At 31.4% G+C, this 14842-nt stretch carries 11 protein-coding genes and 1 pseudogene; 11 read left to right on the top strand and 1 reads right to left on the bottom strand.

Annotation, left to right across the window (positions count from 1 at the left end):
- The 10 genes from PHC28_RS07465 to PHC28_RS07420 form a co-directional block, all read left to right on the top strand.
- On the top strand, window positions 1-916 hold a 916-nt coding region (locus PHC28_RS07465), incomplete at its 5' end, for a VCBS repeat-containing protein (protein WP_300097953.1).
- On the top strand, window positions 909-4166 hold the full coding sequence (locus tag PHC28_RS07460) for a VCBS repeat-containing protein (RefSeq protein WP_300097948.1): 3258 nt from the start codon (window positions 909-911) through the stop codon (window positions 4164-4166). The genes PHC28_RS07465 and PHC28_RS07460, both read left to right, overlap by 8 nt.
- A gap of 24 nt (window positions 4167-4190) precedes the next feature.
- Window positions 4191-5522, top strand: a complete 1332-nt coding sequence (locus tag PHC28_RS07455) for a vanadium-dependent haloperoxidase (protein ID WP_300097942.1) — start codon at window positions 4191-4193, stop codon at window positions 5520-5522.
- Window positions 5523-5536: 14 nt separating this feature from the next.
- Window positions 5537-6445 (top strand): GyrI-like domain-containing protein, encoded by a 909-nt coding sequence (locus tag PHC28_RS07450; RefSeq protein ID WP_300097935.1) that lies wholly within the window; start codon window positions 5537-5539, stop codon window positions 6443-6445.
- Between the two features lie 137 nt (window positions 6446-6582).
- The gene (locus PHC28_RS07445) at window positions 6583-7887 is read left to right on the top strand and encodes an MFS transporter (RefSeq protein ID WP_300097928.1); all 1305 of its coding nucleotides are present in this window, start codon (window positions 6583-6585) and stop codon (window positions 7885-7887) included.
- A complete protein-coding gene (locus PHC28_RS07440; RefSeq protein WP_300097922.1) occupies window positions 7887-9062 on the top strand; it encodes a glycoside hydrolase 100 family protein in 1176 nt (391 codons plus the stop codon). Before PHC28_RS07445 ends, PHC28_RS07440 begins: the two co-directional genes overlap by 1 nt.
- A 1-nt stretch (window position 9063) precedes the next feature.
- On the top strand, window positions 9064-9993 hold the full coding sequence (locus tag PHC28_RS07435; protein ID WP_300097919.1) for a carbohydrate kinase family protein: 930 nt from the start codon (window positions 9064-9066) through the stop codon (window positions 9991-9993).
- 48 nt (window positions 9994-10041) lie between these two features.
- On the top strand, window positions 10042-11262 hold the full coding sequence (locus PHC28_RS07430) for a sugar MFS transporter (protein ID WP_300097914.1): 1221 nt from the start codon (window positions 10042-10044) through the stop codon (window positions 11260-11262).
- Window positions 11252-13108 (top strand): trehalase family glycosidase, encoded by a 1857-nt coding sequence (locus tag PHC28_RS07425; protein WP_300097911.1) that lies wholly within the window; start codon window positions 11252-11254, stop codon window positions 13106-13108. Before PHC28_RS07430 ends, PHC28_RS07425 begins: the two co-directional genes overlap by 11 nt.
- Before the next feature lie 94 nt (window positions 13109-13202).
- Window positions 13203-13772 carry a DNA-3-methyladenine glycosylase I gene (locus tag PHC28_RS07420; RefSeq protein WP_300097908.1) on the top strand — a complete coding sequence of 190 codons (570 nt, stop codon included), beginning with the start codon at window positions 13203-13205 and terminating at the stop codon, window positions 13770-13772.
- Window positions 13773-13774: 2 nt separating this feature from the next.
- Here the strand turns inward: PHC28_RS07420 and aat are convergent, their stop codons facing one another.
- Window positions 13775-14407, bottom strand: coding sequence for a leucyl/phenylalanyl-tRNA--protein transferase (gene aat, locus PHC28_RS07415; RefSeq protein ID WP_300097905.1), 633 nt, complete (start codon window positions 14405-14407; stop codon window positions 13775-13777).
- A 91-nt stretch (window positions 14408-14498) separates the two neighbouring features.
- On the opposite strand from aat, the pseudogene PHC28_RS07410 reads away from it, so the two are divergent.
- Window positions 14499-14842 (top strand): annotated as a pseudogene (locus tag PHC28_RS07410) (PAP2 family protein); the annotation flags it as partial.

Below are 14842 nucleotides of genomic sequence, written 5' to 3'. Positions count from 1 at the left end.
TGGTAAAGGTAATTTCACCAATGTAATTGGAAAGAAAGCATTCAAACTAGAAGAAATAGGAATGATTACTGATGCTATTTGGGAAGATATTGACAATGATGGCAAAAAAGATTTAATAGTGGTTGGCGATTGGATGACTCCAACAATTTTCAAAAATACTGGAAGAAGATTGGCTGAATTTCAATCTAATCTAACCAATTATCCTGGTTTTTGGAACACCGTTAGTTGTGTTGATTTGAATAATGACGGCAAAAAAGATTTAATTCTTGGCAACAAAGGAACAAACACACCTTATAAAGCTACTGCAACAAATCCGATGAAAATGTTCGTGAATGACTTTGATGCAAATGGTACAATCGAACAAATTACAACTAGAACAATAGATGGAAAAGATATCCCCGTTCATTTAAAATCCGAGTTAGCAAAACAAATTCCGATGATAAAAAAGAAGAATATAAGCTATGAGGAATATTCTAAAAAATCATTTCAAGAATTATTTCCAAAAGAAATAATTAACAATTCAATTCAAAAAATAGCCAATACGCAAGAAAGTATCATTGCCATAAATACTGGAAATGGAAAATTTGAAGTGAAATTATTGCCAAAAGAAGTACAGTTTTCGTGTGTAAATACCATTAGCACATTGGATGTAAACAATGATGGAATTTTAGATATTATCCTGGGTGGAAATCAATATGAATTCAAACCACAGTTTGGAAGATTAGATGCAAATTACGGAAGTGTTTTGTTAGGCAATAAAAACGGGACTTATACTTGGACGCCCTACGCCAAATCTGGTTTCTATATGAAAGGAGAAGTAAAACACATTCAAAAAATAAAAAACAAGAATAATACTGTTTCAATTATTGCGGTAATTAATGATGCAACGCCAAAAATATTTAAAATCAATGAATAATTTTTATAGAATTATAGTAATAACATTACTATTTGTTAGTTGTTCAAAAAAACAAGATTTGTTATTTGAAAAACTAGATGCAACAAAAAGCAATATTACATTCAATAACCAATTATTAGAATCCAAAAAAATATCTATTTTAGACTATCTCTATTATTATAATGGAGGAGGAGTTGCATTAGGAGACATTAATAATGATGGTTTAGTTGATATTTATTTTACATCCAATCAAGGAAAAAATAAACTATACCTGAATAAAGGCGAAAATAAATTTGAAGATATTAGTGCAAAAGCGGGTGTTGAAGGTCAAAGTGATTGGGAAACAGGCTCAATTATGGCAGATGTTAATGGCGACGGCTATTTAGATATTTACGTTTGTGCCGTTGTGGGAATCAATGGATTTGAAGGTCATAATGAATTATTCATTAACAACAAAGACAATACATTCACAGAAAGTGCTGCAGAATATGGCTTAGATTTAGATAACTATAGCACATCGGTAGCATTTTTTGATTATGATAATGATGGAGATTTAGATATGTATTTACTAAATCATGCAGTTCACACAGAGGAATCTTTTGGAAAAGCCGACATTAGAAATAAAAGAAGCTATGAATGTGGCGATAAATTATTCAGAAACGACAATGGAAAATTTGTCGATGTAAGCGAAAAAGCAGGAATTTTTGGAGGAGCAAATGGGTATGGTTTAGGAATTGCCGTATCCGATTTTAACCTTGATGGAAATCCTGATATTTATATTTGCAATGACTTTCATGAAGACGACTATTACTACTTGAATAATGGTGATGGTACTTTTACTGAAAGTTTAAAAAGTCATTTTGGTCACACAAGCCGTTTTACAATGGGACTTGATGTTGCCGATGTAAATCATGATGGTTTTCCTGACATTTTGACTCTTGATATGCTTCCTGAAAGCGAAAAAGTTTTAAAATCTTCATTGGGTGATGATAATGTTCAAATGCTAAAAGTTAGAACAGAAAAATTAGGGTATCATTATCAGTACACTAGAAATATGTTGCAACTGAATCAAGGAGGTAATAACTTTACTGAAACTGCTTTGATGAGTGGTGTTGCAGCTACAGACTGGAGTTGGAGTGCATTATTTGCCGATTATAACCAAGATGGAGAACAAGACATTTTTGTATGCAATGGAATTCCAAAACGACCAAATGATTTAGATTATGTAAAATACTTATCTAATGATCAAGTAAAAACTAAAATTAATTCTACAAAATTATTAGATAAAGAAGCGTTACGAAAAATGCCAAATGGCAAGGTTACCAACTATATTTTTCAAGGTTCAAAAGATTTAATTTTTAATAACAAATCAGCAGATTGGATTGAAAACGACTCCATAATTTCTAATGGAAGTGCTTATGGAGATTTAGATAATGATGGAGATTTAGATGTAATCACTAATAATCTAAATAGTGTTGCCTCTGTTTATATCAATCAAACCAATGAGAAAGGAAATTATTTAAAATTAAAACTGAGGTTTGGTGGCAAAAATACTTTTGGGATTGGAACAAAAGTAATTTCATATAACAAAGGAAAAATGCAATATAAAGAGTTGCAAACTACCCGAGGATTTCAATCTTCACCAGAACCTATAATTCATTTTGGATATGGAAAAACAAGTAGCATCGATTCATTGCTAGTGATTTGGCCTGATAAAACATCCCAAACATTAAAGAATGTAAAAACCAATCAAACGCTAACAATAAAACCTAATTCAAATCGTAAATTATTTTATTATAATAAATTACATCCATCCGTCCTAACTGTTTTCAAAAAATCAAAAAACAATTTAGGCATTGATTATATACATCAAGAAAATGATTATACTGATTTTTTAGTACAAAAATTAATTCCTTATCAGCATTCAGATAGAGGTCCCGCAACAGCAATTGGGGATTTAAACGGAGATGGTAAAGAGGATATATTCTTTGGAAGTGCCAAAGGTAAAAAAGCAGCTATTTATATTCAAAATGCGTCAGGATTTGCTAAAAAATCATCGGTTGCAATCGAAAATGATTCTATTTATGAAGATGCATCGGCAGTAATAGGAGATTTTAATACTGATAAAATTAACGATTTGTTTGTTGCATCAGGCAGTGGTGAAAATCCTGCAAATTTAGATTCTCGATTGTATCTAAACAAAAACAATCAATTAAGTAAAGTAGCTTTTCCAAAATTAGCTGAAAATGCTTCTGTCGTAAAAGCGTTTGACTATGATAATGATGGTGATTTAGACCTTTTTATTGGAAATAATTCTAAAAATAATGTTTTCGGATCTAATCCTGATTGCTATTTATTAAATAATAATAAAGGCGTCTTCACAATAGTCGAAAATAAATTATTTTCAAAAACAGGTATGGTTACAGATGCCATAGTTACTGATTTTAACAAAGACAGAAAACCCGATTTAATTTTAGTTGGAGAATGGATGAAACCAAGATTTTATGCTAACAAAAACGGCAAATTTCAAGATATTACTGAAACTGTTTTGCCAGAAAAACTAAATGGTTTATGGCAATCGATTCAACCCTTTGATATTGATCACGATGGTGACGAAGATTATTTAATAGGCAACTGGGGAATGAATTCTAAATTTAAAGCATCGAATGAGTTTCCTATGAAAATGTATTATGACGATTTTGATAATAATTGGTCTTTTGAGACAATAGTTGCTGTTGAAAAAAATGGGAGATACTATCCCACAATGGGATTAGATGAATTGTCTGAAGAATTTAGTGGAATGCTAAAAAAGAAATTCCACACTTATAAATCCTTTGCAGGAAAAACTTTAGAAGAAATATTTGATCCACAAATGCTTGAAAAAGCAAAATTATATGAAGTACATAATTTGAAATCGGGATATTTAAGAAATGACAAAGGCAAATTTACCTTTGTCCCGTTTTCTAATAAACTACAGGTTGCCCCTATAAACTGTTTTGTAAAAGCAAAATTTGATGGAAGTAATGAAGCCGTTTTTGCAGCTGGAAATTATTTTGGAGTTACTCCATACCACAGTAGATTTGATGGATTTGCTGGAGCTTTAATAAAAGATGAAAAAACTATTTATCTTGGAAATCAAGTTGGTATTGATTTGAGTCAAAAAACAGTTAGACATCTAAATATAATAAACTTAAATAATAAAAAATATTTATTGGTAACCATAAATAATAAAAAGGCAGAGGTTTATGAATTGCCAATGTCTAAGAATTAAAAATCACTAAAAAAAATAAAAAAAATGAAATCTAAAATTTATCTTTTAGGAGCAATGTTTATTCTATTTATCTCATGTAAAACAGAAAAACATATTGAAGTTACAAATGATGAATATCATGCATCTATTGAAAATGTTACAGAAATAATGATTCATGACATTTTCTCACCTCCAGTTGCAAGCCGAGTATTTGTTTATCCAAATATTGCTGCGTATGAAGTGATTGCACAAAATAATAAAACGTATACTAGTTTACAGCATCAATTAAAAGGGTTAGATTCTATTCCAATTTTAGATCCAAAGAGTAAGGTCAATCAACCTTTAGCGGCTTTAATTGCTCATATGGAGGTAAGCAAGCAATTAGTTTTCTCAGAAGAATTAGTTGAAAAATTTAGAGATAGTTTATATAAAAAATGGCAAGATGAAAACTCAGAAGAATTTGAAATATCAAAAGAATATGGACTTAAAGTAGCTGAACGCATCGTGAAATGGATGGGTAAAGACAACTACAAAGAGACTCGTACAATGTCAAAATTTTCAGTTTTCGCTGACCAACCAGGAAGATGGCAACCTACTCCTCCAGCTTATATGGATGCCATAGAACCACATTGGAATGAAATAAGAACTTTAGTTTTAGATTCAGCTTCACAGTTTAAACCTGTTCCCGCTTTCCCTTTTTCGTTAGATAAAAAATCAAATTTCTTTAAACAAGTTCAGGAAGTTTATGACATAAGCAAAACAATGGAGAAATTGGGCGATGGATGTGAGCAAATCAAGATGGCTCAATTTTGGGATTGCAATCCCTATGTATCCGTTAGCCAAGGTCATATGATGTTTGCTAAAAAGAAAATTAGTCCAGGAGCACACTGGATGGGAATCACAAAAATTGCCTGTATAAAATCAAAAGCCGATTTTAACAAAATTGTTTTTGCCTACACCAAAATTTCAATAGGAATGTTTGATGCATTTATTAGTTGTTGGGATGAAAAATACAGAAGCAATGTAATTCGCCCAGAAACTGTTATCAATCAACATATGGATGAAGATTGGAAACCAGTTTTACAAACGCCTCCCTTTCCAGAATATACAAGTGGTCATTCTGTAGTATCAAAATCTGCATCTACAATATTGACTTCCATTTTTGGTGATAATTTTTCTTTTGAAGATAGTTCTGAACTGCCTTTTGGATTACCTAATAGATCTTTTAAATCTTTTGATGCTGCATCAACAGAAGCAGGTTTAAGTCGTTTTTATGGTGGTATTCATTATAGAGCTGCAATCGAAAATGGTATGGTTCAAGGTACAAGTGTTGGAAATTTAGTTAATAATAAAATCAATTTTTTCAAATCAAAATAAATCAAATTCTACAAATGAATAATAAGTTAAAGTGGCTAGTAATTATCGTTTTATTTTCTTTTACCGTTTGGTATTTTTTAATAAAACAATCCGATTATACCATTATTTTTAAGGTTAATACAGCCACAGGAACCATTTCTCAAGGAATTATGGAATGGACAACAGCTCAGTCTAAAATTAAAAATGAAAATTATACCGTATTAGAAAAGAGAAACTTTGATTTCATAAAACAACGGATGTTAAAAGGAAATACGGAAATGGAATATACTTGGGAAATGAAATCACTAAACGATTCAATTACAAATGTGACTGTTGGAATAAAAGAGATAAATCATTCATTCTATAATAGATTAACAGCTCCTTTTGTTTCAACCAAGTTTAGAACTGAACAAATAGAGAAAATAAAATCTTTTAAAATGGGACTTGAAGATCATATTGACGATTTTAAAATTAGAATTGATGGCGAAAAATCCTCTAAAGAAATGTATGTAGCTTATATTTCTATGAAAAGTATAATGCAAGAAAAGGCTCAAACAATGATAAATTATGATGCAACAATTGTAGGTTATTTAGATAAAAATAAAATAAAAATAATTGGTTATCGGCCATATATAGAAATTACAGATTGGAATCAAGATAAAGAAATTGTTAGTTTTAATTATTGTTTTCCAATACCTAAAAATACAAAATATATTCCTGATGCCGATGTAAAGTTTAAAACTATCCCTGCAAAAAAAGGGCTTCAGGCAACCTATTTCGGCAATTTTAGAACTTCCGATCGAGCTTGGTTTGCACTACTAGATTACGCCAAAAAGAATGATATTAAATTGGGAAATAAACCTTTAGAACATTTCTTAGATAACCCTTTTAATGGAGGCAATGAATTAGAATGGAAAACGGAGATAATTATTCCATTTGAGTAAATAAATAATCATTATTTAGAATCAATATAATGTTTCGAAAACGTTTTCGGTTGTTCCGAAAACGTTTTTTATTTTAATACTATTCTTAATATATTTTTTACAATTATATTTAAAGAATAATAGGAAAAAAAACATAAATGAAAATAAAATTAAGCTTTTGGCAGATTATCAATATGAATGTTGGTTTTTTTGGCATTCAATATAGTTTTGGTTTACAACAGAGTGCAGTTAATCCAATTTATGATTTTCTTGGTGCAAGCCCAGACCAATTACCACTACTTAATCTTGCAGGCCCATTAACTGGACTTTTAATACAGCCAATAATTGGTGCTTTAAGTGATAAAACTTGGTCGCCAAAATTTGGAGGCAGAAGAAAGCCATTTTTTCTTATTGGAGCTTTAGTATGCAGCATTGCATTATTCCTTTTCCCTTTCAGTAGTTCGCTATGGATGGCCGCTGGATTATTGTGGATTTTAGACGCTGGGAATAATACCGCAATGGAGCCTTACCGCGCATTTATAGCTGATAAATTAGATGAATCCCAACAACCCACAGGATTTCAAGCACAAAGTTTCTTTACCGGTTTTGGGCAAACATTAGCAAACATTTCCTTGTTCATATTTCCTACGATCTTTGTAGGCACAATGGGGAAATTACCAACTTGGGTTTATGCTTCATTCTTCCTAGGATCAATTTGTTCTATCGCATCGGTTTGGTGGAGCTCTCACACCACAAAAGAAATACCTCCTACAGACGAAGAATTACAAAAAATGAGAGAGGAAAAACTTAGTGTATTAACTCCATTTATTGATATTGTTCAAGCTGTAAAACATATGCCAAAAGTAATGTGGCAGCTAGCTTTAGTTTATTTATTTCAATGGTATGCTTTGTTTTGCTATTGGCAAAACTCATCCAAAAGTATTGCACTATCTGTTTGGAATACAAGTCCTCAAAAAGACATGAAATTATACGGTGAAGCGGTGAGTTGGACAGGATTAGTAAACGGATGGTATAACATTGTTACTTTTGTTTTTGCATTCATTTTAGTCTATTTTGCAAAAAAATATTCAGCGAAGTATGTACATTTTACTTGCTTAATGTTAGCCGCAATTGGGTTTTTGATTTTTCCGCATATAGAAAATAAATACTTATTATTTCCAGCAATAACTGGTTTTGGAATAGGCTGGGCAAGTATGATGGGAATACCATATTTATTGGTTGTAAATAACATCCCAAAAGAACGTTACGGAGTTTATATGGGCATCATTAATATGATGATTGTAATTCCTATGTTTATTCAAACCATAACATTTGGATATATTCTTAAGCATTTTTTAAACAATGATGCTCGATATGCAATTACTTTTGCAGGCGCATTATTAATTATAAGTGCCGCCTGTACACTACTTATTAAAAACGATAAAAAAGAAGCAACTATATAATGATAGATTTCAATTATATAAAAGCAATCGAATTACTTCAGGAATGTTCTTCAAATGAAGGCTTCTTAGCAAGTAGCCAAAATATTTCTAATTACAAAAGTGTTTGGGCTCGCGATGGCGTAATATGTGGTTTAGCTGCTTTAGCTTCTGGTGATATAACCTTGATTGACACTTTTAGAAAAACATTAGAAACGCTGGCTAAAAACCAACATTCAAACGGAACAATCCCTTCAAATGTTATAACTAATGGCGATTCAATTGAAGTTAGCTATGGTGGCTTAGCAGGTCGTGTAGATGCAGTAACTTGGTTCATTATTGGTATTTGCCAGTATGCCTATTACAAAAAAGATTTAGCATTTGTTGCCAAACATAATCTTGCAATTCAAAAATGCCTGAAGCTACTTGACGCTTGGGAATTCAATAACAAACATCTTGTTTATGTTCCTCTTTCAGGAAATTGGGCTGATGAATATATTACGGATGGTTATGTTTTGTATGACCAATTATTACGTGTTTGGGCTTTAAAAAGTTATAATCATTTTGCAAACGAGGATGAAATAACAAACAAAATAGAAAATATCACAAAGCAAATAGAAATTAACTTCACTCCAAATTCAGCTGGAGAAAAGTATCATAAAAAAGCCTACGAAGAAGTAAATATTCAAGATTTTATGCCTTGCTCTTTTTCACCAGCAGGCTATAAATCACAATTCGATGCTTTTGCAAATTCATTAGCAATAATGCTTACTATTGGAAATGAGAAATTTCACGACTCCATTTTAAAACATTTTGAAACATTAAAAAACCAAATGCCACTTCAATTAATACCTGCATTTTGGCCACCAATAAAAGAAAGTGATTTAGATTGGAATTTGATTAAAAATAATTGCAAGTATGAGTTTAGAAATTTTCCATACGAATTTCATAATGGAGGAAGTTGGTCGATGGTCAATGGATTTTATGGATTAGCATTACTTTCTAAACAAAAAAAAGAAGAAGCACAAATTTTATTAAACAATATAAATAATGCAAATTCAGTTGATAATTTCTCTTTTTATGAAAATTTCAACAGTAAGACAAAAAAACCAAATGGGATTCCATTTTGCGCCTGGAGTGGGGCTGCAACAGTAATGTTACACCAAAGTATAAATACAAATTTTAAATTCTTATTCTAATTTGAAAAAAATAATAGATATTATCAGTATTGGAGAAGTACTTATTGACTTTATCGGTCACGAAACAAATGCTTCCATAGAAAAAACAAAAAATTACCATAGATTTCTGGGAGGATCACCAACAAATGTGGCTATAAATGCAGCAAAATTAGGATTAAAATCCATTTTAGTAGCTACTTGTGGCCAAGATGGATTAGGTGATTTTATTGTACGAAAGTTAGAGAAAAACAATGTCCTTACTTCTCAAATTCAAAGATCAGCAGATTATCCAACCTCGGTAATTTTTGTTTCAAAATCAACTAACACACCAGAATTCATTGCCTATAGACAGGCAGACTGCCAAATTCATATTACTCAAATTTCGGAAAAATTGCTCAAAAGTGCTAAAATATATCATACAACTTGTTTTGCATTAAGCAAAAACCCAGCGAGAAATACCATTTTAGAAGGCGCAAAACAAGCTAATTCTCTAGGTTTACAAACGAGTATTGACATTAATTTTTCGGAAAAAATTTGGCCGAATCGTGAGGAAGCTAAACTAGTTTTAAAAGAATACTTATCAACAAATCCTATTGTAAAATTAAGTGATGACGATTGTTTTCGCTTATTTGACGAAGCGAAAAGTGAAGAATTTATATTTCAATATTTTCATAAATTAGGGGCCAAAACAATTTGTTTAACAAAAGGGAAAGACGGAGTTGTTCTCTCTGATTCTCAAACCGGAATACTGCGCCAAAAAGCGCTACCGATAAAAGATATTAAAGATACAACAGGAGCTGGAGATGCCTTTTGGACAGGATTTTTATACGCACAATTGTCAAATAAAAATTTGGAAGAAACAATATCAATTGCTCAAAAATTAGCAGTTTTAAAACTTCAAAATCTAGGAGGATTACCCGATGAAATGGATTTTAAAGGCTATTTAAAATAGATTTCCATATTAATAAAAATCAATATTAATTTAATAAAGCAAAATAGTATGAAAAAAAACTCCATCAAAATAGCAATGTACCTTAACTATTTTGTATTCGCAATTTTGCTTAACAGTGTAGGAATTGTAATCCTCAAATCTCAAGCAAATTATGGAGTGGACGAATTACAAGCCAGTATTTTAGAAGCTTTCAAAGATTTACCTATTGCAATAGTTTCATTTTTGGTAGCCTCTTTTTTACCTAGAATTGGTTATAAAAAAGCGATGCTTATCGGATTGGGATTAGTTGCCATAGCTTGTATAAGTATGTATTTTGGTAATTCATTCAGTGCTGCAAAAATACTTTTCGCCACCGTTGGAGTATCTTTTGCTTTAATTAAAGTTTCTGTTTATTCACTAATAGGAACCGTTACAGAGAATCAAAAAGAACATAACAGTTTGATGAGTAGTATCGAAGGGGTTTTTATGTTAGGAATTGCATTGGCTTATTTTCTTTTTCCTGCATTTAATTCAGATTCAAATCCAGATGCTTGGCTTAATGTATATTGGTTATTGGCAGGTATTTCATTGCTGTCTTTTGGTTTTTTGTTTTTTGCAAAATTTGAAACCCAAGCCGAAATTCCTGGAGTTAATTTGATAGATGATTTTGCACAAATGTTCAAATTATTTACAAAACTGCTAACAATAGTTTTTGTAATAAGTGCTTTTTTGTTTGTAATGATAGAGCAAGGAATAATGTCTTGGCTGCCTACTTTCAATAGTAAAGTACTCCATCTTCCACAGAATATTAGCATTATGATGGCGAGTATTTTAGCTATTACATTGGCCATAGGAAGACTATTAGCAGGAATCATAACAAAAAAAATAAATTGGATTTGGGTACTTACTTTTTGTATAATTATGGCTATACTTATTGTAATTTTTGTACTTCCGAAAACAGTAGGATTAGAAGTGAAAGAAATCAATACGCTTACTGATATTCCAATAATAGGGTTTGCTTTTCCTTTGGTAGGGCTTTTTATTGCTCCAATATACCCGCTTTTGAATTCAGTTGTATTGAGTGCTTTGCCTCAAAAATTACACAGTTCAATGACGGGATTGATTGTTGTCTTTTCGGCTTTGGGCGGAACTTTAGGTTCAAGAATTATCGGTTATTTATTTAAAAATGAAGGCCCTGAAAATGCTTTTTTCTATACTTTAATTCCAATGTCATTTTTATTGATTTCATTCTTTATATTAAAAAAATTGACTTCAAAAAATGAAAATTAAACTCGACATAAGCCAGACTATAGAACAATTATTACATCAAGAAGATACTGATGGAGATAAGAGAATTACAATTGATGATGTAGGCCCAAAGTATTTTATTTTAAAATCTACTACAGAAGAAATTTCTATTGAAGGAACCTATCATCTTTCTAATTTATTACAGGAATTAGTACTTGCCAAAGAAAATAATCAGGACTTTATCGAAACAGATTCTGTTTTTGAACTTCCTGCCAATCGAATTTCAAAAATGATTAGCCATTATTTTTGGGATGGATTAACAAGAACTTTAGACGAAAAAGGATTAGAGAAATTGTTGCTTGATTCCAAATCAAAAACAGATAATCCTATAATTTATGTTCCTTTTACAGACGATTTTGGATTTGATTATTATCAAAAACTAGCTCCAAAATTCAATTTGAAAGTGGTGCAATTACCTCAAATAATTACTCCGAAATATGTGAGCAGTATAAATGACGAAGGAGGAATTTTGGCTTTAGCTTTAAAAAAAGAAGGTCAAAATGTTGAAGGATTTCCATTTGTGGTTCCTGGAGCAAGATTCAATGAAATGTATGGTTGGGATAGTTATTTTGAAAATATTGGATTGTTGCTGGATGGTAAATTAGATTTAGCAGAGAGTATGGTCGAAAATTTTGCTTATCAAATTACCCATTATGGCAAGATTCTAAACGCTAACAGATCGTATTATCTCACACGAACACAACCCCCATTTTACTCTAGTATGATTCGTGAAGTTTTTGAATCGATGCCCAATAAAGATATAAATTGGTTGAAACAAAAACTTGAAATTTGTATCAAAGAATATGAAACCGTTTGGATGGAAAGCGGAAAACGACTGACCGAAAACGGATTAAATCGCTATTTTGCTCAAGGAATCGGTTTGCCTCCAGAAACGGAATCAGGACATTATGATGCTATTTTGAAGCCACTTGCCGAAGCTGCTAATATGTCAATTCCTGAATATGAAAAGCTTTATTACCAACGAAAAATTGAGAATAAAAAACTCGATGCTTATTTTGTTCACGACCGAAGTGTTCGCGAAAGCGGTCACGATACAAGCTATCGAATTGAAGCCATTTGTGCTGATTTGAATGTTGTTGAACTCAATGCAATGTTGTATAAATATGAAACGGATTTTGCTGAAATTATTGCTAAATATTTTGACGATAATTTTGAATACAACAACACTTCTTACCATCAAAAATATTGGATTGAAAAAGCAGAAAATCGAAAAAAATTGATGAATCAATTGCTTTGGAACGAAGAAGAAAGTTGCTTTTTTGATTATAATTTCAAAACACAAAAACAAAATATTTTTCTTTCTGCGACCAGTTTCTTTCCGCTTTGGGCCAATATTACTACTCAAGAACAAGCCGACAAAATGATTGAAAAATGTTTGTCAAAGTTGGTTTATTTAGGAGGAATTGCAGGTTGTTCAGAAGAGGCTCTTTCATCTATTTCGGTAGACCAAATGCAACGTCAGTGGGATTTCCCTAATGGATGGCCCCCTCACCAAATGATAATTTGGCAAGGATTAATTAATTATGGCTACGAAATTAAAGCCCAAGAATTGATTTACAGATGGCTTTGGATGATCACAAAAAATGCGTCTGATTACAACGGAACCGTACCTGAAAAATATGATGTAGTTATTGCAACTCACAAAGTTTTCACTGAATATGGAAATCAAGGGACTGACTTCGAATACATTAGTAGAGAAGGTTTTGGTTGGATGAATGCTTCTTTCCAATTGGGATTATCTCTTTTAAATGAAGATTTAAAAATAAAATTAAACCAATTAATAAATCCAAACGACTTATTTAATTGAATAAACTGGAATAAAACTTTTAAATCATAAATCCCATTTTGAAGCAATTTGAAATGGGATTTATAGTTATATTTGAAATTATAATTCAATAAAAATGGAAAACAAAACAAGATGTGGTTGGTGCTTATCGAGTGATTTATACAAAAAATATCACGATGAAGAATGGGGAGTTCCTATTTATGATGACCAAAAACTCTTCGAATTCCTAATTCTCGAAACTTTTCAAGCGGGGTTGAGTTGGATTACGATTTTAAAAAAACGTGAAAATTTTCGATTAGCCTTTGATGACTTTGATTACAAAAAAGTGGCTCAATACTCTGAAGAAAAAATTCAGGAATTAATATTAGATGCAGGCATTATTCGCAACCAAATGAAAATTCGTGCGGCCGTTTCGAATGCTATTGCTTTTATAGAAGTACAGAAAGAATTTGGAAGTTTCAGTGAATATATTTGGAAATTTACTAATGGTAAACCCATTGACAACAATCGAAAGACTTTGAAAGAGGTTCCTGCAACAACTCCCCTTTCAGATACAATTAGCAAAGAGTTAAAAAAACGTGGATTTAAATTCGTGGGTTCAACTGTAATTTATGCGCATATGCAAGCTACAGGAATGGTCAATGATCACGTGGAAGATTGTTTCAGAAAAGGAATCGACAGCTAAATTTAAGATTTTAATAGCTGAATAAAATCATTTCTTTCAATTTCTCTGCAACCCAAACTTTCGAGATGCTCGTTATATACCTGACAATCCAAAAGTTTATAGTTGTTCCTTAATTGGTTTGCCAAAGCTATAAAAGCAACTTTTGAAGCATTTGAAACCTTAGAAAACATACTTTCACCACAGAAAATATTTCCTAAATCGACGCCATATAAACCACCAACTAATTCATTGTTTTGCCATACTTCGACTGATTTTGCAATTCCCAATTCGTTCAATTTACAGTAAGCTTCAATCATATCATTGGTTATCCAAGTCCCGTTTTGACCGTCACGTTTTATCTTTTGGCAATTCGAAATGACTTCTCTGAAATTTTGGTTAAACGATACTTTGAAAATATTCCGATTAAGAATGTTTCTCATACTTTTGGAAACGACTAATTCGTCGAGAAACAAAACCATTCTAGGATTTGGTGACCACCATAAAATAGGTTGATCCTCTTCAAACCAAGGAAATATTCCACTTTGGTAAGCCAAAAGTAAACGCTCAGGAGATAAATCACCTCCAACTGCCAAAATACCTTCAGAATTGGCTTGAGAGACAGGAGGAAAAAACAATTCTTCGGATAAAAAATACATAGTTTTCGAACAAAAGTATAAATCTTTACTTGTAAATTTGGCAAAGCTAATTTACATTTTAAAATTCAATCCCAATCTTTATTAAGACAATATGAAAACCAAACTCATAACGCTTCTATTCTCTTCATTTGTTTTCTTAGGAAATGCACAATCAAATGATACTCTATCAACTATAAAAAATAAAGATAAAATTTCATATAAACAATTTATTGCTCCAGCAGCATTGATAACTGCAGGAACCTTATTACTAAACACCAATCTTAATACTGATTTACAAATAAATGCACGGAAATCGTTTGGGGAAAATTTTCATACTTCGGCTGATAATTATATCCAATTGGCTCCTGTTGCTCAAATCTATTTAGGAAAATCTTTAGGATTTAAACCCAAAAATGATTTTCAGCATCAAACCATCAATATTGTGATGGCCAATGT

It is taken from the genome of Flavobacterium sp., from assembly GCF_028712645.1.
Lineage (GTDB): Bacteria > Bacteroidota > Bacteroidia > Flavobacteriales > Flavobacteriaceae > Flavobacterium.
The sequence above is the reverse complement of the archived record's forward strand: the minus strand, read 5'-3'. Positions and strand labels throughout refer to the sequence as shown.

Bases quoted from the DNA above. Each gene is read 5' to 3' on its own strand.
- PHC28_RS07460 (WP_300097948.1), top strand. From the start codon at position 909: ATGAATAATTTTTATAGAATTATAGTAATAACATTACTATTTGTTAGT.
- PHC28_RS07440 (WP_300097922.1), top strand. From the start codon at position 7,887: ATGATAGATTTCAATTATATAAAAGCAATCGAATTACTTCAGGAATGT.
- PHC28_RS07450 (WP_300097935.1), top strand. From the start codon at position 5,537: ATGAATAATAAGTTAAAGTGGCTAGTAATTATCGTTTTATTTTCTTTT.
- aat (WP_300097905.1), bottom strand. From the start codon at position 14,407: ATGTATTTTTTATCCGAAGAATTGTTTTTTCCTCCTGTCTCTCAAGCC.
- PHC28_RS07445 (WP_300097928.1), top strand. From the start codon at position 6,583: ATGAAAATAAAATTAAGCTTTTGGCAGATTATCAATATGAATGTTGGT.
- PHC28_RS07420 (WP_300097908.1), top strand. From the start codon at position 13,203: ATGGAAAACAAAACAAGATGTGGTTGGTGCTTATCGAGTGATTTATAC.
- PHC28_RS07455 (WP_300097942.1), top strand. From the start codon at position 4,191: ATGAAATCTAAAATTTATCTTTTAGGAGCAATGTTTATTCTATTTATC.
- PHC28_RS07425 (WP_300097911.1), top strand. From the start codon at position 11,252: ATGAAAATTAAACTCGACATAAGCCAGACTATAGAACAATTATTACAT.
- PHC28_RS07430 (WP_300097914.1), top strand. From the start codon at position 10,042: ATGAAAAAAAACTCCATCAAAATAGCAATGTACCTTAACTATTTTGTA.